The organism is Ohtaekwangia sp. (assembly GCF_036786105.1).
Lineage (GTDB): Bacteria > Bacteroidota > Bacteroidia > Cytophagales > Cyclobacteriaceae > Ohtaekwangia.
Genome location: NZ_DAIQRQ010000052.1, coordinates 1 through 25,655 on the forward strand (window position 1 = coordinate 1; position 25,655 = coordinate 25,655).

20 protein-coding genes and 2 riboswitches are annotated in these 25,655 nt (G+C 45.3%); of the genes, 19 read left to right on the plus strand and 1 reads right to left on the minus strand.

Annotated elements, in window-relative coordinates:
• Positions 1-326: redoxin domain-containing protein (locus V7Q33_RS17905; protein ID WP_333820701.1), on the minus strand; the 326-nt coding region annotated here is incomplete at its 3' end.
• Between the two features lie 129 nt (positions 327-455).
• Here V7Q33_RS17905 and V7Q33_RS17910 point away from each other — a divergent pair.
• The 19 genes from V7Q33_RS17910 to V7Q33_RS18000 all read left to right on the plus strand — a co-directional run.
• Entirely contained in the window at positions 456-1,376 is a 921-nt protein-coding gene (locus V7Q33_RS17910) for a hydrogen peroxide-inducible genes activator (protein ID WP_333820702.1), read from the plus strand.
• A 462-nt stretch (positions 1,377-1,838) separates the two neighbouring features.
• Entirely contained in the window at positions 1,839-2,378 is a 540-nt protein-coding gene (locus V7Q33_RS17915; protein ID WP_333820703.1) for an RNA polymerase sigma factor, read from the plus strand.
• Between the two features lie 31 nt (positions 2,379-2,409).
• Entirely contained in the window at positions 2,410-3,183 is a 774-nt protein-coding gene (locus V7Q33_RS17920) for a HEAT repeat domain-containing protein (RefSeq protein WP_333820704.1), read from the plus strand.
• Positions 3,184-3,357: 174 nt separating this feature from the next.
• A complete protein-coding gene (locus tag V7Q33_RS17925; protein ID WP_331978694.1) occupies positions 3,358-4,119 on the plus strand; it encodes a DUF4097 family beta strand repeat-containing protein in 762 nt (253 codons plus the stop codon).
• 121 nt (positions 4,120-4,240) lie between these two features.
• On the plus strand, positions 4,241-4,984 hold the full coding sequence (locus V7Q33_RS17930; protein WP_333820705.1) for a hypothetical protein: 744 nt from the start codon (positions 4,241-4,243) through the stop codon (positions 4,982-4,984).
• Positions 4,985-5,235: 251 nt separating this feature from the next.
• A riboswitch (SAM riboswitch) is annotated at positions 5,236-5,348 on the plus strand.
• Positions 5,349-5,636: 288 nt separating this feature from the next.
• Positions 5,637-6,485 carry a phytanoyl-CoA dioxygenase family protein gene (locus tag V7Q33_RS17935; protein ID WP_331978698.1) on the plus strand — a complete coding sequence of 283 codons (849 nt, stop codon included), beginning with the start codon at positions 5,637-5,639 and terminating at the stop codon, positions 6,483-6,485.
• A 36-nt stretch (positions 6,486-6,521) separates the two neighbouring features.
• A complete protein-coding gene (locus V7Q33_RS17940; RefSeq protein WP_333820706.1) occupies positions 6,522-7,457 on the plus strand; it encodes an ATP-grasp domain-containing protein in 936 nt (311 codons plus the stop codon).
• A gap of 364 nt (positions 7,458-7,821) precedes the next feature.
• The gene (locus V7Q33_RS17945) at positions 7,822-9,090 is read left to right on the plus strand and encodes a YeiH family protein (protein WP_333820707.1); all 1,269 of its coding nucleotides are present in this window, start codon (positions 7,822-7,824) and stop codon (positions 9,088-9,090) included.
• Positions 9,091-9,347: 257 nt separating this feature from the next.
• Positions 9,348-9,455: riboswitch (SAM riboswitch) on the plus strand.
• Between the two features lie 288 nt (positions 9,456-9,743).
• Positions 9,744-10,682: a hypothetical protein gene (locus V7Q33_RS17950; protein ID WP_333820708.1), complete on the plus strand. Its 939-nt coding sequence runs from the start codon at positions 9,744-9,746 to the stop codon at positions 10,680-10,682.
• Positions 10,683-10,771: 89 nt separating this feature from the next.
• Positions 10,772-13,870: a SusC/RagA family TonB-linked outer membrane protein gene (locus V7Q33_RS17955; protein WP_333820709.1), complete on the plus strand. Its 3,099-nt coding sequence runs from the start codon at positions 10,772-10,774 to the stop codon at positions 13,868-13,870.
• Between the two features lie 27 nt (positions 13,871-13,897).
• Entirely contained in the window at positions 13,898-15,508 is a 1,611-nt protein-coding gene (locus tag V7Q33_RS17960) for a RagB/SusD family nutrient uptake outer membrane protein (RefSeq protein ID WP_333820710.1), read from the plus strand.
• 34 nt (positions 15,509-15,542) lie between these two features.
• On the plus strand, positions 15,543-17,894 hold the full coding sequence (locus tag V7Q33_RS17965; RefSeq protein WP_333820711.1) for an arylsulfatase: 2,352 nt from the start codon (positions 15,543-15,545) through the stop codon (positions 17,892-17,894).
• 69 nt (positions 17,895-17,963) lie between these two features.
• Positions 17,964-18,086, plus strand: coding sequence for a hypothetical protein (locus V7Q33_RS17970; RefSeq protein WP_331978712.1), 123 nt, complete (start codon positions 17,964-17,966; stop codon positions 18,084-18,086).
• A 26-nt stretch (positions 18,087-18,112) separates the two neighbouring features.
• On the plus strand, positions 18,113-18,274 hold the full coding sequence (locus V7Q33_RS17975; RefSeq protein WP_333820712.1) for a hypothetical protein: 162 nt from the start codon (positions 18,113-18,115) through the stop codon (positions 18,272-18,274).
• A gap of 27 nt (positions 18,275-18,301) precedes the next feature.
• Complete coding sequence (locus V7Q33_RS17980; protein ID WP_333820713.1) at positions 18,302-19,237, plus strand: sterol desaturase family protein; 936 nt, start codon at positions 18,302-18,304, stop codon at positions 19,235-19,237.
• Between the two features lie 38 nt (positions 19,238-19,275).
• Complete coding sequence (locus V7Q33_RS17985; protein WP_333820715.1) at positions 19,276-20,706, plus strand: sulfatase family protein; 1,431 nt, start codon at positions 19,276-19,278, stop codon at positions 20,704-20,706.
• 31 nt (positions 20,707-20,737) lie between these two features.
• Complete coding sequence (locus V7Q33_RS17990) at positions 20,738-21,646, plus strand: hypothetical protein (RefSeq protein ID WP_333820716.1); 909 nt, start codon at positions 20,738-20,740, stop codon at positions 21,644-21,646.
• Positions 21,647-21,889: 243 nt separating this feature from the next.
• Entirely contained in the window at positions 21,890-24,811 is a 2,922-nt protein-coding gene (locus V7Q33_RS17995) for a TonB-dependent receptor (RefSeq protein WP_333820717.1), read from the plus strand.
• A gap of 278 nt (positions 24,812-25,089) precedes the next feature.
• On the plus strand, positions 25,090-25,655 hold a 566-nt coding region (locus V7Q33_RS18000), incomplete at its 3' end, for an SET domain-containing protein (RefSeq protein WP_333820718.1).

Below are 25,655 nucleotides of genomic sequence, written 5' to 3' on the forward strand. Positions count from 1 at the left end.
GCCAGCATCGGGAATTTCAGATCGCGCAGGTCATCATGATTTTTTCTCCACGCCAGGTGAACGAATTCCGAATCGGTAGAAGCGCCGATGAGGTTTGCGCTGCGATCGCGGAACTCACCAAAATTTTTATTGAACTCAGCAATTTCAGTAGGGCAAACAAAAGTGAAATCTTTTGGCCACCAGAACATTACAGTCCAGCGACCTTCTTCGTTTACGAAGTCTTCTGAACTGATATCAAAAAATTCTTTTCCTTTTTCCAACGATACAACAGCAGCCTTCTTGAAAGTGGGGAACGGCTGACCAACAGAAAGAATACCTTTACTCATAAGATTTTAAAATTGTTTGTTTGTGAATAGCACAAAAATACCTTTGTTGCACATATAAATCACATCAATATTGCTTATTAAAGTATTGGTAATTTTTATTACATCGATTTAAAAACATTTTGCAATCGAATGAACTTACAACAACTGGAATATATAGTAGCACTCGATATTCACCGTAACCATGTAAAAGCGGCCGAGCATTGCCATGTAACACAGCCTACACTGAGCATGATGGTAAAAAAACTCGAAGACGAACTCGAAGTAAAAATCTTTCAGAAAGGTGTGCCGCTCAAGCCGACTCCATCCGGCGAAATCATCATCAGTCGCGCGCGACAGATTTTGCAAGAGGTAAAAAATCTGAAAGAGTTCATTCGCAGCGAAAAGGATTCAATTGAAGGCGAGTTCAGGCTTGGCGTTATTCCGACACTTGCACCGTACCTGCTGCCGCGCTTTCTGAATGAGTTTTTGCAAAAACATCCCGGCACATCATTCACCGTAATGGAATTGCAAACCCACGAGATCATTAATTACCTGAAAACCAACAGGCTTGACGTTGCCATTCTCGTAACACCGCTCGATGATAAAGAGATTCGCGAAATTCCGATCTTCTACGAACCTATACTTTTATACACCAGCGAAAACCTGAAGTACTACCAGCAAGACCGCATTAACCTGAAAACTCTCACGTACGATAATCTCCTGATGCTGGAAGAAGGCCATTGCTTCCGTGGCCAGGTAGAGAATCTCTGTTCAGCAAAAAACAAAAAGACACACCACCAGCTCAACTATCAGAGCGGCTCTTTCGAGACGCTCAAAGCTATGGTTGATAATAACTACGGCTATACATTGATACCGGAGCTTGCCGTGAATGCAAAGAGTAAATATGTACGTCATTTTACCTCACCGGAACCTGTCCGTGAAGTGAGCCTCGCCGTACACCAGGGTTTTGTAAAAGAAACACTCCTTTCCAAACTTCGCGAAGCGATCCTAAAAGCAATACCGCCGCATTTTAAAAAGAACGACAAGTATATCCGGGTTCGGTGGGACTGAGAATTAGCTGTGAGGTTCGAGTTGTGAGCTTTGAGAAAGGGCTGGCTACTGGCTGCCAGCTGCAGGACGAGTGTATAAGTTTTGTCGTGTAAAGCCAGATTATAATAAGGCTTGCGCTTCAATATATTCGCTGTGAACTTTCAATAAGGTCTGTCTATATCCGGATAGAAAATATCTCTTTGACCGGCTCAGAGGCTTTCAGCACCTTCGTTGCATAGGGTAATATTGCAGATGGCATACACCCTGTTTTGTGAATGAAAGCCGAGCGAAAGCCCGGCTTTTTTATTAGTAAGTGCATCCTTCAGAACTGTCGCATCTATGGATTTCAAAATAATCCGTTTTTCTGTATTACCCGGTAAAAACGGGAGTTCTGCACACAGATTAGTTTTTTTTAACTTTTACCTGTAACCTTTCTTCACGCGGGCTGTAACTAACACGAAATTGACAAAAAGAGCATTTCTGATGACTGACGAACTACTTATGGAGGCCGTGAAAAACGGTGATCTTCAGCAGGCTTCTGTTCTTTTTGAACGCTATAACAAGCGAATTTTCAATTTCCTGGCGCGCATGACAATGGACCGTGCACTGGCCGAAGATCTTACGCAAAATGTTTTCCTGCGCATGATCAAATACAGGAGCAGCTATAGAGAAGGCGCGCGGTTTCAGTCATGGATATACCAGGTAGCCCGGAATATATTTTCCGATCACTACCAGGCGCATAAGAACAAGTTCTCTGATTTTGTTGACGTGGAAAAAGTAAGCGATAATCTATACGACCCCGATGAAAGCCAGCGCATCGATGAGCAGGAGCAACTGCTGCAACGGTCGATGGCCATGCTTAGCGAAGAACAACGCGAGCTGTTGGTATTGACGCGCTTTCAGCACATGAAATACGAAGAGGTCGCTGTGATTATGGATACTACGGTGGCCAATATTAAAGTAAAAGTGCATCGAGCAATACTGAAACTGCGCGAACACTACTTTGAACTCGAAAAGATTTAATGAATATATACCCGCAAGAGGCTGAAAGTATATGAATAAGGAAACACTGGAAACGCTTTTGATCGACTATATCGATGGACGGCTTACACGCGAAGAGAGATTTCAGGTGGAGCAGGAATTGGTAAAGAATCCGGAAGCATTCAAGCTATATGAGCAACTGAAGGAAGTGATTCATGCAATGGACCAATCGCCCAAGCTGGAGCCTTCCGCTATACTGGCATCTTCTTTCTCTAAGCAGCTGCAGGATGAGATTGCAGCGAACAAGAAGACCAACGTATTCTTTATGCAGCCCGCCTTTTACCGCGTGGCAGCAGCAGTAGCCTTGCTGGTGATTGGTGGTGGCATGGGATACTGGATTAGTAAATATCAGCGCCAGCAGGAACAACTCGCGGTGATTCAAAAACAAATGGAAGAAACAAAGTTGATGATGATGTCGATGCTCGAAAACGAGCAGTCGGCAAGCCAGCGGGTGCTGGGTGCAACGGTAGCGCTGAAGCTTGACAAGACTGACCAGGATATTATCAACGCCCTCAGAACTGCTCTCAACGAAGATCCCAATACCAACGTGCGTCTTGCAGCCCTGGATGCGCTGAATAAGTTTAACAAAGAACCGTATGTGCGCTCACTGCTGATCAGTTCACTGTCGTCACAGAAAGATCCGAATGTGCAGATCGCACTCATTCGCATACTGGTGGAAATGAAAGCTCAAGGAGCTGTAAAAGAACTGCAACGCATTACCACCGATGATGAGATGCTGAAAGAAGTGAAGGACGAAGCGCACGCGGGATTGTTGAAGCTTTCTTAGTTTAAGGTTTAAGGTTAAAAGTTTAATGCTCAAGGTTTAGGGTTGAGCTTTCCACTTTCAGCCTTCGGCTAAAATATAGTTACAGGTATATACGTGTATCCGGAACAAGGCTATACCAGGTAAACTACACATGTTTATAGTTCAGAAAAGAAAAAAATAAAACACATTATAACAATGAAAAACGTATTGGCAACGGTAGCCCTGGCGCTTGTCGCGGGGTTGGTTCAGGCTCAGGAATATAAAGTAGCGAAAAGCACCGGCCGTCTCGAAATTAAAGAAGTAAATAATGTAGAGATTGAGGGGTATAGCGGCAACGAGATCATTTTTACTTCGCGTAGCGGTAAGCGCGAAAACGATGAGCGTGCGAAAGGTCTGCGTTCCATCAGCGGCATGGGCCTGGAAGATAACTCCGGCCTTGGATTATCGGTAGTTGATAAAGGAAACGTAATCGAAGTGCAGCAGCTCAAAAAAATGGATGGTCCTGATATTACCATCAAAGTTCCCAAAGGTGTTGTAGTATCTTATACCCACACATCGCCCTATGGTCAGAATATAGAGATCAAAAATTTTGAAGGCGAGATTGAAGTATCAACACTGCACAATGGTGTAACGCTTACTAATACCACCGGGCCGATGACGATAAAAACAGTTCATGGTGACATTGATGCATCGCTTAGTCCCAACATCAAAAATCCTATATCCATTGTATCAGTACATGGCCACGTAGATGTAGCGCTGCCGGTGGGCACCAAGGCGAATATGAAATTGAGTACGGTATACGGTGAAATCTTTGTCGATCCGGATTTCAAAATCGAGATAGACAAGGCAGGCAACATGATCAAATATAGCGACAACATTACCGGCAAGCTCAACGGTGGTGGACTAGAGATCAACCTCTCTTCTACACACAACAATATTTATCTGCGCAAAAAGTAGCACACTCGGCGCTGACAGCCTAAGACATGCTTAAATCTGTATCTCTTCTTTCCCGGAAGGAAGACTGGAAGGCAACACCCCAAACTGTCAGCGTTTTTTAATCCAATAAAAATACTTTGCTATGAAAATCAATGTATTATTCATCATCGCAGCGCTCACCCTTCCGATAAAAGAATATGCACAAACCGCCATCAATAAGTCCATCGCTGTGCAGCCGGGCCAAAAGATCGCGATGCACTTTGATTACCCGGAGCTGATCCGCGTTACCACCTGGGACAAGAATGAGATATCCGTACAGGGAACGGTGAGTATAAACGGTGGCGAAAGTGACGATGCTTTTACCCTGGAAACATCCACAACGGGCAATACCGTTACTGTGCGTAACGAGATTGCCAATATGAAGAATCTTCCCAAACGATATACTATATATGATGGTGCACAGAAAATAGTATTCAAGAACCAGGAAGAGCTCAGGAAATACCAGGACCAGAACGGTAAGAGTAAATTTGACCGGATGAGTTGTGGTATTGACATGGAAATATTTCTGGAGATTAAAGTTCCACGCAACATGGAGACACGCATCGAGTCGATTTATGGAGTTGTTGAGATCAAATCATTTACAGGTCCGCTAACGGTAGCCGCTACCTATGGTGCCGTAGATGCTTCACTCTCTGAAAGTGCCACCGGTGAGCTGACAGCGGAAACTAATTATGGAGAGATTTATACAAACCTCAGCGCCAAATTTGGAGGCGATGTTTCGAAGAATGAAAACTTCCACACATACGTATCAGCAAAACCCGGTAACGGCCCGCGCTATAGTTTCGAATCGAAATACGGCAATGTATACCTGCGCAAGGCCAATTAACCAACCCATGTTTGCAGCATACTATATTCATTGAGAAGGTTTGGGTTAGATCTATTCATGAACCATTAGCGATGCTGCATCATTTCAGGAGTAAGAGCCTGCCGCCTGGCAGGCTCTTCTGTTTTACGTCAACGTATTAAACATTAACCTTATCCGGCTGACAAAAAAATTTTCACAAAAATGTTGTGCATTAAAATTCAATACCTACATTTGTCTATCGATTTAGTAGACAAATCAATTACACCAAATTGATTTTATACAGAAGAGGGAAGAGAATAGGCTCAATGAACCTCTAGCAACCTACCGGCCGTGAGGGCCGAAAAGGTGCTAAATCCTACCAATAAAAAAATTGGAACTATAAAATTTAACGTAATATGAAACACAGGAAAAATTTCTTCGTTCGTAGTAACATGTCCCCGCAGGCTATCAACATGAACCCCCGAATGTGCAACTGCTGTTGTTGTTGATTCAGTCTATCCTTTATCCCCTATATAGTTTATTGAACAGTTCTACTCTGAAAGAGCAGGCATCGGTATGAGTATGTCTTTTCGTTAAACCAAGAGCAAACACGAAAAGCAGAAAAGTAAACGCCCATTCAATACTATGTAAACACGGAACATTAAACATCGAACACCTTAAATATTTAAACATCATGGCTACTTATAAAAAATTCACTTTCGAAGGCACATTAACAAAAGAACAAATTGACTTCTTCCAGAAGAATGGCTTCATTCACTTTGAAAACTATGCATCACGCGAAACGGTTGAAGAGATTATACACTCTACCGAGCAGGTGCAACGCCGCTGGGTTGAAAACAATGTGCAGAAAATAAATGGTGTGCCCATTAAATATGGTGTGGATGAAAATGGTAAAACCATTGTACAACGCTTTGCCTTTACCAATCAACATAGTGAGGCGGTAAAAAACTTCGCTAACAATTCGGCCCTGCAGGCTTTGAAAGTATTAATGCCGGAAGGTGCACGCCTCGGGCTGGAAGAAAAAGACGGAGTCGTATTCAATCATTATGTAAATACGGAAGGCAGTAACTTCTATCACATGGGATGGCATACCGATAGTGCCCGGGATATTTTCTACGGTAAAAAAGTAGCCCCCATGCTGAACATCGGTTTTTACCTGGACGATTCTTCTGCCGATAAAGGCGGGCTGCGCGTATTGCCAGGCACACACAAACAAGGGCTTTGGGATTTACTCTTCCGTAAAAAATATTATTTAAATAATTACGATGACAAGAACGAAGTGCTGGTCGATGCAAAGGCTGGCGACTTGGTTATTCATGACGGAAGAATATGGCACCGTGTAGCTCCTTCTCCCCTTACCGGTGCTGCAAGCCGCAGACGCGTAATGTATATACCGATGATCGTTGGAAAATATAACCCGAAGACGGAGAAGAGCAGCACACCACTATATCTGCACCTTTTACCGCTGGTAGGCAGTAAAAAACATAAGAACCTGATACCTGCTTTTCGAAAAGCGGCATAAATTCTGATGTGTTACCGACTAATTAAAACTACAACCATGCATTCATTTTTTGAAAAACCAATCGGCATTATTTACGCACACCCCGAACAATACAATCCGCTGTTTGAAAAATTATACAGCAGAGGTATTGCATTTGAAACGATAAACCCCGCAGACCATTTATATGATCCTGCTCAATACGAAGTGCCTTACAGTCTTGTATTCAACGATATGAGCTCGCCTCCCTACTTTACACACAACGCATTGGGTATAGCACAAACGACAGAGTATGTAAAGCATGTAGAGAAATTGAATGGCACGATTAACAGCAGCAAAGTGATGAACGGATCGCGTGCTACAGAAATACTCAGCACCAAATCGCGACAGCTTTCGGTGTTTGCATCGTTGGGAATACCATTTCCAAAAACACGTATCGTAAGCAGCATTGACCAACTGCTTGCAACGGGGAATGAGCTGAGCTTTCCGATCCTGCTCAAGAGTAACGGACTGAATGATCACATTACAACCACACGCTTCGACTCGTTCAGCGCGCTTGTGAATGCAATCATCAACGACACGTTACCAGTATATGGCGACAAGTCATTTGTAATACAGGAGTATATATCACCGAAAGGGAATTATATTGTGCGGGCAGAGATTCTGAAGGGCGAGTTGCTGTATGCTTCAAAAGTATACCATGCCGGCGACCAGGCAGATGCATGGTCGATCGAAGTAAAGTCGAGCGTCTTTACGCCATCGCTGGAAATCACTCAAGCGATCGAAAAAGTAGCACATGCTTCATTGCTGGACACTGGTAGTATCGAATATGTTGTTGATCGCAAAAGTAACAAAGTATATTTCTATTCGATACGTCCTCACACCAGTACCTTCAGCACCATTACAGAAGGCCTGTCATTTAATCCATTCGACCGCATTACCGATTACCTTGAGCAGCGCCTACAGAAAATAAAAGAAATAGCGCTTACGATTTAATCAAAAATTATTTCTGCGATGCTTGGAGGTAATCATTTCAAAGTTATATTTGTCTATAGATTTGATAGACTTAATACAAATCGTTGTGAATAAACTATACTGGCAGCCGTTTAACCTGACGGCTACCGGCAAGTGTAAGGATCTGCAAGCTATCGATCCCTACGCTTTACACGGCTTCCGGATGCACCGGTCTTAAAAGATTTTTTGGTGGAATTTCTCGAAAGACACTGGTGCATTCCGTAGCCACCAAGTACATGTTGTTGCCGTGCGCTTCCGTCTATCCTCGTTTTTGTTTATACATCCTCATCATCGTTGCAGCGTTATACCTATTACAGTATCTTTCTCATTCAGAAACAACAACAGCATGACCCAAGCCTCTACAGCAAAGAATGGTTTAAACCTGCACGAAGACTGGGCATCGGTTATACTCGGTGGTGTTACGATTCTGCTTACGCTGGGATGGTTCATCCTTCCAACGCCAACCTTCGGCTGGAAGGAAGCTGAAGAGCTGTTTAAAAAAGTATTGGCACCGGCCAACCTGCTGAACATGGTTATACAATTCGTCTATACCTGTATCATCGCGGTATTGGGCGCTGTGTTAACGAACAAGTCGTGGCGAAATATGCTCCGCGTATTCCCAATACTCTTTGCACTTACCATGGTCGCCCTGATACTGGCAGGGAACAGCACTATTAAGTCGCTGAATCTTGAAGCTGTCATTTTTAGTCTTTCCATAGGCCTGCTCATTAGCAATGCCACAACACTCCCTGATTGGTTTCGAAGTACACTCTCTACCGAGTTATTTGTCAAGATTGGTCTTGTCTTATTGGGTACCGGTGTAATTTTCACAGATATACTCAAAGCCGGTGGTCTGGGGTTAATACAGGCGCTGGCTGTTGTACTGAGTGTATGGTATTTTGCATACTGGATCTGTCGCAAGCTGAAGCTTGATGAAGAACTTACCATGATGATCTCCAGTGCCGTTTCCATTTGCGGTGTATCGGCTGCTATTGCTACGGCCGGTGCCATACAAGGCGACTCCAAAAAACTCTCGTATGTTATTTCGCTGGTACTTATTGTGGCTATACCCATGATGATCGTGATGCCCTATATCGCCAGCTACTTTCATTTTTCGCAGGAAGTTACCGGTGCCTGGCTGGGTGGTAGCATCGACACCACGGGAGCGGTGGTTGCTTCGGGATCGTTAGTAGGCGACACGGCACTAAAGGTCAGTACGATAGTAAAATTTTCGCAGAATGTATTGTTGGGGGTGGCAGCCTTTGCCATTAGTATATATTGGACGTATACCAACAAAACACAAGCCGATGGCAGTGTAACCAAACCTACACTCGGTGTTATCTGGGAGCGCTTTCCTAAATTTGTGCTGGGATTTGTCGCTGCCTCCCTCCTCTTCTCGTTCATACTGAAAGCCGACACAGTAACCGTTGTAAAAGACAGTTTAAAAAGCATTCAGACGTTGTGGTTCGCCCTCGCTTTTACCAGTATTGGCTTGGAAACAAAATTTTCTGATCTTTTTAACGAAGACAGCAAAAAACCACTTTATGCTTTCCTGATCGCGCAGGGATTCAATATTGTTATCACACTCATTATTGCATTTTTACTATTCAGCTGACAGCATAGCGTGTAGCATTTTCCACAAGTCAATCGCCTGCAAACGCTATATATAGCTTTGAGCACTCTTATATATATAGATCCCACAAACGAGCTGTTTTCATAATTGCTGCCCTAACAACAGTTAGACATCTATATCCTCCTATTAAAAAATTAACACGAAATAGAAGAAAATAAATCGTTGAGCCTTGCATATATAATACCGCCAACATACTTTTGTCTATCGAATTAGTAGACAAATCAATTCCCACCAGATTGATTTTATAGCGAAGAAGGGAGAGAACAGGCTCTGTGAACTTCTGGCAACCAGTCATCCACCAAAGACAAGGTGCTCAAGCCTGCCAATAAAGTTTGGAACTATAAAATCAACCCCATGAAAACGAACAGTTTTTCAACCAGGGCATTCTCTGTTGCGAGATATGCCGCTTCCTTTACACGCTACCACGGTAGTTGTTGCTGTTGTTGTTCCATGTGCTGAGCATATACTATATCTGCGCTCGCAAACCCTTATCATTCGATAAGCACTCATTAACGCTATATGGTTCCGGATACACCGGTCTTAAGGATTTTTTGGTGGAATTTCTTTAAGGCCCGGTGTATACCGTAGCCGCCAATTTCCGGTTGTTTCATTTACCATTTCATTTATAAAAAGACATGAAATCTTTCATTTCCGTATTGATAGTTTATTTCCTGCTGCTCATAGCCAGTGCGAGTGTAGCCCAGGAAACACAGAAAAGCAAAGTGGTGATCACCGGTGTGCGCTTCGCATATCCGCTGGTAGAAAAGTGGATCAAAGACTATAAAACAGTCAATCCTTCTGCAGATATAGTTATCGAGACACGTACTACAACCGATCCGGCCAAGTATGACCTGCTGATCGAAGCATACGAAGCAGAAAAGTCGTTTAAAGATAGTCGCGATTATCTTTACATTGGCCGCTACGCTTTGCTGCCCGTGGCCAACGCGTTTTCCGCTTTCGCCAAGGTATATCATGATAAAGGATTGACAGCCCCGCTGATCAAGCAACTATATTTTCACGACATCCTGGCTGATAAGGATAAGAAGCAGGAAATAAAAGTACCCTATACTATTTACACGCGGCTGCAAAAAGCGGGCGCACCGGTTACGTTCGCACATTACTTTGGTTATGAACAGCAAAACATTTCCGGTAAAGCTATTGCCGGTGCGGATGAGCATTTGATCAAAGCCTTGCTGAAAGATACTACCGGTGTATCGTATGGCACACTCGGACTTCTTTACGATGCAAAAACACGTAAGCCTGCAGCAGGTTTATCCATACTTCCCATCGACCTTGACGATAATGGCCGTGTGAGTGACAGCGAAAAAATATTCGATGACCTTGATGCCGTAATCACACGCCTCGAAAGCGATGAAAAAATCAAAAATATACCGGTAGAGTATCTGCATCTGTCGCTTAGCAAAGTAAATACAAACGCGGAGGCGTTGAAATTTTTACTCTGGGTGATCGACAACAGCCAGAACGATCTTCATGCGTTCGGATACCTGAAGCCGGAGCTCAAGCGCTTCGAGATTGAGAAGGAAAAATTCGAACAACGCGCAGCCGCCCAATAACAGCAACCGGATTTAACAAACTATACTAACAAACAACCTCGCAGCACTCAGAATCGAGCGCTGCATGGTAATCCTTTAACCTTTTAAAAATGAAAAGAATTTTACTGACCACATTCGTCTCGGTTATACTCTCCGGATTTGCCTATGCACAGGAGAAGTTGACCGGGTCTGTTAAAGATGCAGCGGGAGATCCTTTACCCGGTGCTACCATCGTATTGAAAGGATCATCTTCGTATGCTATATCGGATACAGAAGGAAACTTTGAGTTTACACCACCCAAAGAATTTCCGTTTACACTACAGGTAAACCTGGTAGGCTATAAACAACAGGAAGTAGAAATATATGAACTGACCGGCGAACCTACGGACGTTACCCTGCAAATTGAAAATGTGCTGGATGAGATCGTAGTAATCGGTTATGGAGAACAAAAACGAAAAGATATTACCGGCTCTGTTGCTTCTGTCTCGCCTGAGCTGAAAGCCCAGCCGGTGGCTTCGGTGGAACGCTTGCTGCAGGGTGCCGTGGCAGGTGCTGTTGTAACACAAACTTCCGGGCAACCCGGTGGTGGTGTGAGCGTGCAGATACGCGGTAACAATTCTATTACCGCGGGTAGTGAACCGCTATATGTAATTGACGGATTTCCCATCAACAATGATTATGATCTGAACGATGCCGGTGTAACCAACGGTCCGAAGATCAATCCGCTCTCATCCATTAACACTACTGACATTGAAAATATAGATGTACTCAAAGACGCATCGGCTACGGCTATCTATGGATCGCGGGGTGCAAATGGTGTTGTGATCATCACTACGAAGAGAGCCCGGAAAAATGAATCACAAATATCATACGATGGATATTACGGTGTACAGGAAGTAGTACGCACCATTCCGGTAATGAATGCCGCACAATGGTGGGCATTGCGCACCGATGCAGCACGCAACAGTGGTAAACTTGGAACGCTAAAGACCAACAACACGAACGCCATTAATTCGGCTATCGCCAATAACTATGTGCTCGATACAGCCGGCACAGGAACCGACTGGCAGAAAGCAGCATTCCGCCAGGCACCGATACAAAATCATAGTTTATCTATATTAACCGGTAACGAAAAAACAAGTATAGCTTTTTCCGGTAATTACTTCAAGCAGGAAGGTATACTGGTAAACACAGGCTTCACGCGTGCTTCCGCGCGATTTAACATCGACCACGAGTATAACAAGCGTCTTCGTTTCATAACCTTTCTTACCGCCAGTATTGTAAAGGCCGATGTTGCACCCGATGCTATTATACCTGCATTATTGCAAACACCACCTTCCCTTCCCATCTACAATAATAATGGCGACTATGTGATCAAAAGTACATTTGAGTCGAGTCTGCAGAATCCCATCAACTCGCTTTATAACCAGTTGAACAACTCGAAAACCAATCGTTTCCTCGGAAATATAGCGGCAGAATATGAACTGGCTGAAGGCCTGGTGGCGAAAGTACTTTTCGGAGCGGATGTAGTAGATAATAAACAAAGTCGTTACCTGCCCAACTCCACGGCTGAAGGACAATCGTTTAATGGACTGGGAACAATTGGTGCTGTATTTACTACCAACTGGCTGAACGAAAATACACTGTCCTACACGAAGCAGATTAATGGTGTACATAATATTAATGCGATCATCGGTGCTACAGCACAGGCTTCCAAAACCAATGGTTCTATTGCCGAATCGAACGGCTTTGCTTTCGACCAGTTAACGGTAAATAGTCTTGGAGATGGCAACACGGCCCGCATCGCGAAGTCGTTTACTTCTGCGTGGCAGCTTGCCTCCTTCCTCGGCCGTGTAAATTATGGCTTCGGTGAAAAATACCTCGCTACGGTAACGGTGCGTGCGGATGGTTCATCACGCTTCGGTGATAATAACAAGTGGGGTATATTTCCTTCGGTAGCATTAGGCTGGAATATAACCGAAGAAGATTTCTTTACAGTAGATCAGATCGATGCCCTTAAACTGCGCGTAAGTGCCGGAATCACCGGTAACCAGGCTATACCGCCTTACTCATCCGTGGCGCGTTTATCTCCTTACCGATATAACTTCTCCAACACTACCACCATTGGTTATGCACCCAGCTCCGCCAGCAACCCGAACCTGGGATGGGAGAAAACAGCACAGGTTGACATCGGTATAGATGTGGGCTTACTGAATAACCGCATCACGTTGGTAGCAGATGTATACAGTAAAACTACTTCTGATCTGTTATTGAATGCCCCCGTATCCGGAACATCCGGTCTTGCTATACCTACCGGTGGCCAGACATCCACCATCTACCAGAACATTGGCAAAGTAGAAAACAAAGGTATAGAGCTTGCTATCAACACACAGAACATCAACACACAAAAGCTTCACTGGAGTACATCCCTGGTATATGCGCTGAACCGAAATAAGGTGCTGGACCTCGGCCCCGGCGTTGATCAGTTCATTCCGCTCATCTCACAACCTTCCATTGTAAAGAAAGGCTATGCGATCGGTTCATTTATAGTATACCAGACGGATGGCCTGATACGACCGGGCGAAGACGGACCCAATGCCCTTACGCCTCAGCAACAAAAAAGTGTTGGCGGGCAGAAGTATAAAGATCAAAACGGTGATGGCAAAATCACCCAAAGTGACGACCGTGTCATCATCAACAACCAGCCAAACTTTACAGCGGGTCTTACCAATAACGTACGTTACCACACTCCCATCGGAAGCTTTGACCTCACGGTATTTCTGCAAACACAGGTTGGCGGAAAACTATATAACCAAAACCGCGCGCAACTCGAACTCGGCACCGGTTATACCAACGCCTCTACCGCACTGTTGAATCGCTATACTGAAACCAACACGAATACAGATGTAAAAGCCGCCTACCAGGACCCGGCAATCACTATCTCTGACCGGTTCATTGAAAATGCTACCTATCTGCGGTTAAAGAATGTTAGTCTGGGCTATACACTGCCCAATAGCTGGATATCCAGGATACGCGCTTCCAACGTGCGCATTTATTTGTCGCTGCAAAACTTCAAGACGTGGACAAACTATACAGGCTATGATCCGGAAGTAAGTGTATCGGGGCAGGCCCTTATCAATAAGGGCATCGACAACGGTGTGTATCCGAACAGTAAAACTGTGCTGGGCGGTGTGTCCTTTACTTTTTAAATCATGATCTATACTACGGCAATACGTATGAAAACATTTACTCAAAAATCCATCTCCTATATAACGCTCATAGCACTGACCTTTACATTGCTTTCGTGCAGTGACTTCCTGAAAGAGAAACCGGAATCCTTCGTTCAGGAAGACGATTACTATAAAACACAGAGCGATGCTGTAAGCGCAGTAACCGCTATATATTTTTTCCTGAATTCCGGAGGCACTTCTGTACAGACACCTTATAACACGTTGTTCAACACCGGTATGGACTTTGCCGGTGATGATGAAGATCCGGGACCTGGCGCTACCAATTCTGATGTACGTTCACTCTCTGTCCTGGGCCACTCAGCCAGTAACCTGCGCGTCTACGAAATCTGGCAGCAACATTATGCGGCTATCCGAAAGGCCAATGTAGCACTGGCCAGGATACCCGATATAAGCTTCGATGAAACACTGAAGAACCGTTTGCTGGCCGAGGCTAAATTTCTCCGCGCCCTATATTACTTTAACCTGGTTCGTTTGTACGGCGATGTACCCCTGGTGATCGAGTATAAACAGGGTGTTACCGCTGCCGATTATGCTGTGGCCCGCACGCCTTCTACAGAGGTATATGCGCAGATTGAAAAAGATCTGACGGAAGCAGCCGCAGCGTTGCCAATCTCCTATACTTCACCCGATGTTGGCCGCGCCACGAGAGGAGCAGCACTTGCCCTGCTGGCAAAGGTATATCTCACAAAAGCATCCTTGCCACTCAACATTACAAGCCATTATGCCGATGCCGTGCAGACCGCAGAATACGTATTGTCCACGGCAGATGGTGGTACCGGCACTTACAACGGACAACCCACCTATACATATAACCTCTTTACCGACTACTCACAGGTATTTTTACCAGCCTATAAGAACGGCGTAGAGCATATCTTCAGCGCACAATTTAAATCAAACTCGCAGGATCAGGGTAACAACCAGAATCCGCGTTCGATACTCACCAATATACCAGGGCTTGTAGGTTCGTATGCCGATATGGTGCGATTCTATAAAAATGGTAACGACAATTTCTTTAGTGTATATAAACTATATTCAGCAGGCGACAAGCGCAGAGATGTTACGTTCGTACGGAAATTCAAAAGCCCTACCAATGGTAAATATTATGGGCTTCCGATAACAAACGCTGCCGTGGCCGGAGATTCCACTCCATTTTTTAACAAAACCTGGGACCCGGGTTCTGTTTCGAATACCAATCAGTCGGCTGCCAACGTGGCGATTTTACGCTACGCTGACGTACTGCTGATCCATGCCGAAGCTGAGAATGAATTGAACGGCCCTACTTCAAAAGCCTATAAATCATTGAACCGCGTTCGCGTGCGTGCCGGGCTTGCCCCCCTGGCCGAAGGATCGCTGACACAGGCTGAGTTTCGTGAAGCCGTATATCTCGACAGGCGTCTTGAGTTTGTGTTTGAATACCAACGCTGGTTCGACCTCATTCGTCAGAAAGATGCTACGGGTGCTTCCACGTTTGTAACGAATCTTCATAAGGTTCAAAAGCTGAATGCTGCAGATTACCACCGGCTGTATCCCATTCCGCAGTCAGAGATCGATATCAATCCATTGATCAAAGGCCACCAAAATCCCGGATGGGAATAACAGATATATCACGTTTTAAACCAAACAACAAAAAATGAAAAAACGTACGTACCAATGCCGGCGCATCCGCTCTGCTATACAGGCAGGTGCCTATGGAATTGTTCTTACGCTGACCGCCGGAAGTATATCTATACTTCATGCGCAGCACGATCCGGTGCAGCCCTATAAAGGTAAAGCCGGTAGAAACCTGAATGAAACACAGCAATGGTGGCCCGAAAAAACCAAAGCTCCGCAAGATGCTCCCAACGTTGTATGGATCCTGCTGGATGATGTAGGCTTCGGTGCTATCAGCACATTCGGAGGGTTAATTAAAACACCAACGCTGGATAGCCTTGCCAATAATGGACTCCGCTATACCAACTTTCATACTACCGCCATCTGTTCACCTACGCGTGCGGCGTTGCTTACCGGAAGAAATTCGCACTCGGTGCACATGGGGTTGTTTCCGAATACAGCGATCGGCGCACCCGGGTATGATGGCTATATGCCGTTTGAAAAAGCTACCATTGCCGAGATACTTCGTGAGAACGGCTACAACACGTATGCAGTAGGTAAATGGCATCTCACACCTCTATCCGATGCTACTGCGCTTGGACCTTTTAATCGCTGGCCTACCGGGCGCGGCTTCGATCACTACTATGGTTTCCTCGGAGGCTCTACCGATCAGTGGCACCCCACGGTGTGGGAAGATACCCGCAAGGCAGAACCGGCTGCTGATGGCAAACATTTCAACACGCGCATTGCCGACAAAGCCATTGGATATATAGCCGAACAAAAATCGGTCGATGCTTCCAAACCTTTCTTCTTATACTTTGCTCCGGGTGCTGGTCATGCACCACACCAGGTTGCCAAAGAATGGTCTGACAAGTATAAAGGTAAATTTGATGGTGGCTGGGATAAATATCGTGAAGAAGTGCTCGCCCGCCAGATCGCGCTGGGCGTTGTGCCCAAAGGCACTGTGTTGCCGCCGCGCAATCCCGGTATAAAAGACTGGAATACGTTATCCGCTGATGAGAAGAAACTGTATGCACGCTTTATGGAAGTATATGCAGGTTTCGTATCGCAAACCGATTATGAAATCAGCCGGGTAATCAATTTCATTAAGAAAACCGGCCAGCTTGATAATACGCTCATTATAGTTTCAGTTGGCGACAACGGTGCCAGCAAGGAAGGAACCTTTGTAGGCGTTGTAAATACAAACGATCCTGCACAAACTGAAGAGCAGCGTCTGCAGCAAAATATAGCCGATATAAACCTGATCGGTACAGAAGCATCGCGTCCCAACTATCCGCTGGGCTGGGCTATGGCAGCCAATACACCGTTCAAGTATTGGAAGCAGGATGCCAACTCCGAAGGCGGCACGCGCAACCCGCTTATTGTATTCTATCCAAAAGGTATAAAAGAGAAGGGCGGCATTCGCAATCAGTATACTCACCTGATTGATATACTGCCTACCACGATAGAGTTAACGGGTGCACGAATACCTTCCATCATCAATGGCTATCGCCAGGAACCGATTGAGGGAACAAGCCTCGCGTTCAGTCTGAATAATCCTCAGTCTCCGTCACGTCACATCATTCAGCATTATGAGATCATGGGTTCGCGTGCTATCTACAAAGACGGATGGAAGGCGGGAACACTTCACAAAAAAGGTGAGGATTTCAGCCAGGATAAATGGGAGCTTTACAATCTGAATGAAGACTTCAACGAGCGTTTCGATCTGGCAGAGAAAAATCCGGAGAAGCTTAAAGAGCTTCGCGATCTCTTCGACAGCGAAGCTGCCAAGTATAATATATACCCGTTGAAAGATGGTACGGAGAAGCAGCTTGATTACAGCATTCTTTATCAGCGTAACAAAATCAATAAAACCATCTTCTATCCGGAAGCTTCAGAAGTGTTTGGTATCTCCAGTCCGATTATCCCCTACCGTTCCTATACTATCACTGCCGATGCCGAAATTGGTAAAGGAAGTGAAGGTGTATTGTTTGCACTGGGTGGTCGCTTTGGCGGTGTGAGCCTCTTTATTAAAGATGGAAAGTTACAAGCTGCCAACAATACGGGAGCAAAGCTTACGCATCTCGTTTCGAACAAAGCTGTTCCTGTCGGTAACGTAACGCTGAAATATGTGCTTACCTACAAAGAAGCAAAAGAACCGAATGATCCGGCCGGCACACAGGAACTATACATCAACGATGTAAAAGTTGCTGAAGCACCGATCGTGAAAGCGCAGGCAAACATCCGTGCTACCGATGAGATCAATGTAGGCAAAGACTATATCACGCAAGTATCCGATCGTTATAAAGGTCCGTTCACGTTTACCGGAAAGGTAAACCGTGTGGTGGTTGAGAATGCTGAAGAGCAGGCACTCTCGCTCGGCAGCAAATAATATATAGTTATGGAGGCGAGGGAGGTATACTCCTTCGCTTTTTCAGTTTTATCACTAAACCAAAAGTTTATGACATTCTCGGATGTAACACTTTTAGTCAAGAAGATCCTGGTGGGCATTCTTGTTACGCTGGTTCCTTTTATCATCCTGTTCGGAGGGCTTTGGTTAACACAAAAGCTGCTGAGCAATTAAACGTTATACTTTAACGCAAAGAAAATATGCAAATAGAAGCACATATCGCTAACAGAATTGTAAGAAATATACTGTTAAGCATTTTACTCTATGCACTGCCGGTTGTTCTTATGCTGCTTTCATTTTATATCTCCGGCGAGCGTCCGTGGGAGAAGAAAGCTACGAGCGGGCAAGTTTCCGGTAAATAAATTTATCAACCCTAAATCCAAATTTCTATGATCAAGTTTTTTGAAGCAGTTTTTCAAAACCTCAGCACGTGGGGTTTGCCTGTGTTGGTGCTGATATTGGGTGTCATTGAATTTTCATTGGGCCTCTATAAAAAACACTGGAACAAAAATGAGCGCATACTGGATATTGTATGTTATACTATACCCAAAATTGTTGTTCGCCCACTGGTAACATACTTTACATTGAAGTTCCTGCCGATTGCCTTGCCGGGACTCCAAAGTACATTTGAATGGGTGCCCTTCTGGTGGGGCTTCTTTATACTTTGCGTAGCCGATGATCTTACACAATACTGGTATCACCGTCTGCACCACGAGGTGCCTTTCCTCTGGCGTTTCCACCGCACGCACCATTCAGCGCCGTATATGGGCATGGCGATGGCGAGCCGGCAAAACATCATTTATACTATATTCTTCTCACAGACGTACCTGACCAGTGCCCTGGTATACCTGGGGCTGGGATATCCTGCCTTGTTTGTAAAAGGGATTAAGTCCATCATTACTACGCTGGCACATTCCAGTATACCGTGGGATAAACCTTTCTACGAAAAGAAATGGCTTCATCCCATCGCGTGGGTATTGGAGCGATTGATCTCCACACCGGCTACACACCATGCGCATCATGCCGATTCCAACGATGACGGCATCGGGCACTATAAAGGTAATTTCGGCAATATGTTCTTTCTGTGGGATATCATTTTCGGTACAGGCATCATCACGCGTAAATACCCGAATGCTTATGGCTTGAAACATTACCAGGAAGAAGAATGGTATGCCCAGTTCCTATGGCCTATCCTTAAATCAAAGAAAGAAGGCAGCGAGCTTTCGGCAAACGGCCCGATGGTAAAAGAAGATCCTATACCGGCAACTGTAGCGGTGCCTGTACAGGAGCCGGTGATTACCGAATCCAAACTCGGCCTCACCTGATTTACTCCATTGCCATCTTTTCTCAATTCAAAGCGATCATGACAAAAATCCACTATATAATTTCCTTCTTCTTCTTTACAACGATGTGGATAAGTACTTCTGCACAGCCAACGCAAAAGGTTAATGCAAAGCGCAAACCCAACGTTATTATTATTCTCGCGGATGACTTAGGGTATGGCGATCTCTCCTGCTACGGTCAGCAACAGTGGAAAACTCCCAACATCGACCGGCTTGCTACTGAAGGTGCAAAGCTCACACACTTCTATACACCTACACCGTATTGTGCGCCTACGCGGGCATCGTTGCTCACCGGGCTATACCCTATACACCACGGTCTTACGGCTAACCCGAATCCGGAGAAGGTGCAGAATAATTACCAGACCTATCGCGGTGGCGATGATATTGGTATAGCCGATGATCAGCTTTTGCTGAGTGAGGTTTTTAAAACTTCCGGGTATGCCACCAAAATTATAGGCAAGTGGCATCTGGGACATAAACCTTCTTTCCTCCCTACGCGACATGGTTTTGATGAGTATTTCGGTATACCCTACTCCAACGACATGCGTCCGGTAATTCTGATGGAAAATGAAAATGTAACAGAGTACCCGGTAGTACAAACCACGTTGACAAAACGGTATACGCAATCGGCACTCGCCTTTATTGAGAAGCATAAAGATGAGCCGTTCTTTTTATACCTGCCGCAGGCTATGCCGCACAAGCCGCTGGCAGTATCAGAAGAATTTTATACACCCGAAACCAAAGGCGATCTCTATGCCGATGCTGTGCGTGAGCTCGACTGGTCGGTAGGTGAAGTATTGAAGAAGCTTACCGATACAAAGCTTGATGAGAATACGCTGGTGATCTTTGTTTCGGATAACGGGCCGTGGTTTGGCGGAAGCTCTGGAGGACTGCGCGGTATGAAATCGCAGAACTGGGAAGGTGGTATACGCGTGCCTTTCATTGCCCGCTGGAAAGGACATATCAAAGCCGGACACATCAGCCATGAACCTGCCGGTATCATCGACATCTTTCCAACGGTGGCGACACAGGTTGGGCTTACTATACCGAAAGACAGAGCACTCGATGGTCGGGATATTTCTGCATTGCTCACATCAAACGCTAAAACACCGCATACCGCTTTATTCTCTTTTTATACCGATAAACTTCAAACCGTTCGCAGCGGCCAGTGGAAGCTGCATATATACTCGCCACAGTCGGCAACGTTGCCTTCAGACTCTACCTGGATTGACCCACGCAGTCCGGACGGTGTTACGTTGCTGGCTCCGTATGAGCAGGCAAGGGCCAACCAGTTTCCAGGTATCAATACAGGCGATGCCGCTGCGCCCGGATTGCTCTTCGATCTGGAGAATGATCCTGCCGAACAAAAGAATGTAGCCCGTGAGCATCCGGATATAGTGGAGAAACTCAAAAAGGTGGCTGCAGACTACCTGCAGGGAAAAGATATATAACAAGCATACAGATATCAAAACAACTTAATTTATGAAAAGAACATATATACTTTTATTGTTGATACTGACCGCATCGTTGGTATCAGCACAACAACAAGGCATTGTTAAACTTCGCGGAACACGCTTAACCTATCCGCTGGTAAACAAGTGGATTGAAGAGTTCAACAAGGTATATCCCAACATCCGCGTAAGCATTGCCCCGCAGGCACCAGCCGATAGTATAGACTTTACGATTGCAGCGTATGCTTTGACAGAAAAAGATTACGAAGGAAATCGCGAAGGGGTGGCGATCGCGCGCTATATACAGCTTCCGGTAGCAAACAGCCAGCGGCCTGATCTTGCTTCGGTGCAGGCAAAGGGCATTACCGAGAAAGATATACAGGCACTCTTCTTCTCGCCTGCCACGCCCGATCTGTTTGGTTCTTCACAGGCGTCATCACCCATCACACGCTACACCCGCGAGAAGCCTGCATGTGCCGCCAAGACCTTTGCCAAACATTATGGTAATGATGCTGCCACGCTGCAGGGAACGGGTGTAAAAGGCGATGACAAAGATCTGGCAAATGCGGTGAAGGATGATGTATATGGTATATCGTTCAACAACCTCGGCTTTATATACGATGTAAACACGCGCAAGATTACCGAAGGATTGGCGGTTATACCGATCGATCTCAATGAGAATGGCAAAATTGACAAGCAGGAGAATATATACAGCACGGTTGATGAGGTGATCCGCTACGCCGAGAAAACGGGCGACAGCAAGCTGGTAACGGAGCGCGTTAATTTTATATTCAGCAAAAGCTCTGCGAATGCTGCCGCCGGTATATTTCTGAACTGGGTGCTTACCAAAGGCCAGCGTTACAACCATGCGCTTGGCTTCCTGGAGCTGGAAAGCAAAACACTCACGGAACAGAAGGCGATTGCAAACACTGTTTTTTAAGTGCGAGCTTGAAAGTTCAATGTTCAAAGTTCAATGTTTAAGGTTCAAGGTTCAGGGTTGGCGTAGGGATAAACTTTGAACCTTAAACTTTGAACCTTGAACATTATACCTGATAGTTGTTAGGCTAATACCGGTTAGGAGTTCTTTTTCCAATAAAATACCTTAACTCTATTGACTTAATAGGGAATAGTTCTACTTTTGTCAAAAATCTACTAAAACTATAGACTTATTATATCCCACGCTATGAAGAGTCATTACCACCAATTCCTCTTGTTATTATTGTTCTTTTTCATTGGTTTTACAGCGTATTCGCAGAATTCCATCAGCGGAAAAATATCGGATGGTGAAACGCAGGAACCTCTTCCGGGGGTAAACATCGCCGTAAAAGGAACTATACTGGGCACAGTAACCGATGGAAACGGAAACTTCTCTATTTCTGTAAAGCAGTTGCCGGTAACGCTCGTAGCATCGTTTGTAGGCTATAGAACAGAAGAGATCGCAGTTACTTCGGTTGATCAGCCGATCAGTGTACAACTTAACCCCAGCGCCTTGTTGGGCGAAGAAGTGGTAATTACCGCTTCGCGTGTGGAAGAATCACAACTCAAATCTCCGGTAGCCATCGAGAAACTTGATCTGCGCGCCATCAAGGAAACGCCTGCGCCAAGCTTTTACGATGCCCTGGAAAACGTGAAAGGTGTGCAGATGACTACTTCCAGTATAACTTTTAAAGTACCGAACACCCGTGGTTTTAATATACCGAACAACTTTCGCTTTATGCAGCTGGTGGATGGTGTAGATATGCAAGCCGCTACCTTGGGCGTGCCACTGGGAAATGCAATTGGTCCCACGGAGCTTGATATAGAAAGCGTGGAGATCACACCGGGTGCTGCTTCTGCATTGTATGGAATGAACGCCATCAACGGTATGGCGAACCTCACTACCAAGAGTCCTTTCTCATATCAGGGACTAAGCTTATACCAAAAAACAGGTGTTAACCATGTAGATGGTATAGATTATAATCCAAGCTTATTGAATGAAAGTGCTATACGCTATGCGAAATCATTTCGTGATAAATTTGCCTTCAAGGTAAATGCAAGTTATCTGCGCGCTACCGACTGGAGAGGTAATACGGCTACTGACCAAAACCCGAACCAGACTCCGGGTACGGGCAACCCTTCCTATCCTGAATTGAATGTAGCAGATCATCCTGCCTACGATGCCTGGAATAAATATGGTGACGACAGCGGAAGCAATGCCGTAACGGTAAGCGGTATCACGTACAACGGTGTAGCTAACCAATCCTTTATTGTAAGAAGAACCGGCTATTGGGAGAAAGACCTTGTTCCCGGCAAGGTAGAGAACTTTAAATTAGATGCTTCCTTACATTACAAAATCGGTTCCAATGCCGAGCTCTCTTACTCCTATCGCTATGGTACGCTGGATGGATTGTTTCAGCGGGGAAATAAAATACAATTGAATGGTACGGTAGTACAGAACCACAAGCTGGAATTGAAAGGCTCCAACTACTTTATACGTTCGTATGTATCGCTTGAAAATACAGGTAACTCATATAACCTGAAACCACTGGCCGATAACCTTGATCTTTCGCATCTCTCCAACAACGCATGGCGCGATAAATTCAAATCTACACTGCAAAGTGAATTGAACTCCGGTGTTGATCTTGCTGAAGCTATGCGACTGGCACGTGCTGCTGCCGATCAGGGCCGCTATGAGCCGGGCACGTATCGCTTTGATTCTATGAAGAACGTGATCAAAAGCATTAACAACTGGGATCACATCAGCGCGGTGCCAACGGGTACATCGTCCGGTGGTGCCAAGCTGCACCAGATGAGCCGCATGTACCACACCGATGCACAGTGGGACCTTTCCAAGAAAGTAAAGATATTCGACCTGCTGGTAGGTGCAGACCTTCGTATATACCAGATCATTCCGGATGGAAATAACTTTGTAGACTTCTCACGCCCGGTAGCAGAACGCAACCAGCCGCTGGATGACGGGAGCTTTGGTAACTATGTATACTATACCAAGTATGGTTTCTTTACACAGGCAACAAAAACATTCTTCCAGGAGAAACTAAAGGTGTTTGGATCAGTTCGTTTCGACCACAACCTGGAGTTTAGCCCGAAGATAAACCCGCGTATTGCTGCGGTATATACGGTAGCCGAGAAGCATAACTTCCGCGCATCGTTCCAGAACGGATTCCGTTTCCCTTCACTTTTTGAAGCACTTTCATTCGTAAACAACGGTAACATCAGACGCGTAGGCGGTCTGTCCTATATCAATGATGGTCTTAACTACCTCGATAATTCCTATACACTGGCATCGATCAACACATTCAATGCTGCTGTAAATACCGATGTAAAGAATGGCATGTCAGCGAACAATGCTGCGTTAAAGAACAGAGGTCTGCTGGAGGCTACCAATTTATCGCCTACACGTCCGGAGCGCATCAATTCATTTGAGGTGGGCTATAAGAGCGTGCTCTTCAACAACACACTGGTAGTAGACGTAGATGCCTATACCAATGTATACGATGGTTTCCTCGGGCAGGTAGAAGTAGCCGTGCCATACCTGGCAGATGCTACCGGTAAATATCCTGACCCTAACAAACAAGTACAGGTAGGCACAGACGATGCTGTTATCTCCATGCTGGCCGCCAACAGAACTCCCCGCCAGATGCGCTACCGTGTATATACCAACGCCCGGCAGAAGTATAAAAACTACGGTTCTTCATTGGGCATAACCTATAACTTCTATCAGAAATTTACCATTGGTGCCATTGTAAACTATAACAACATCTCCAAGAATAAAGAAAAAGATGTATTTGTTACAGGATTTAATACTCCAAACTGGTCTACGAATATATCGTTCGGTAACCGTGAAGTGATCACGAACCTGGGCTTTAACATTGTGTGGAAGTGGCAGGAGTCGTTCCTCTGGGAAAGCCCGCTTGCCAACGGCACTATTCCAGCCTATAGCACTATTGATGCGCAGGTGAGCTATCGCGTGCCATCGCTGAAGTCTACTGTAAAACTTGGTGGTACCAACATCTTAAACCAACGCTATATCCAATACGCAGCCGGTCCTACTATTGGAGGATTGTATTACGTAGCGGTTACAGTAGATGGTCTTTTAACAAAATAACCTGAACGGACTGAAGAATATCCGGGGCAAACAGAAACGTTCAGGTTTGCCAATGTAATCTGGTTGTGGCCTGTTGTTCATAATGAACGGCAGGCCTTTTTATTTAACCTTACTGGTAAAGTGATGCAGCCCGGTGGCATAATTTTTTGCGGTATACACCTGACGCTTCCCTTCTTCTATCTATTAAAACATACCCTACCCGGCCACTGGTGTTCCAGATCATTTTTTTGGAATGCTATTTATTTTATCTTCACGCACTTTTTTACTCACAGAATTTAATGGCACTACTCGAAAAACAGCTCTTCGTTAAAAAGTCAACGATACCAAACGCTGGCAAAGGTTTATTTACCAAGAAATTTATACCCAAAGGCGAACGCATTATTGAATACAAGGGCGTAATCTCTACCTGGAAAGATGTAAAGGATGAAGACGGCCGCAACGGCTATATCTTTTATGTAAAGCGCTCGCACGTGATCAACGCGTTGCCAAGACCTAAAGCGCTGGCACGTTACGCGAACGATGCGAACGGGCTTACAAAAGTAAAAGGCCTCAAGAACAACTGCGATTACGAAACAGAAGATGTTCGTGCCTTCATCGTCTCCATACAGGATATACCGGCCGGATCGGAAATACTGGTAGACTACGGCAAAGATTACTGGAAAGTAATCCGCGAGAACATCAAGCTGTGGGCAAAAGAAGCGAAAGACAAAGCGAAGGAAGAGAAAGCGGCGAAGGCTAAAAAAGGAGCCAAAGGAAAGAAGAGCAGTAAAGCCGCCAGGAAAACGAAAGGCAACAATCTCCACAGCCACACCGCCAAGCGCACGGCATCGCATCCGTTTAAGCA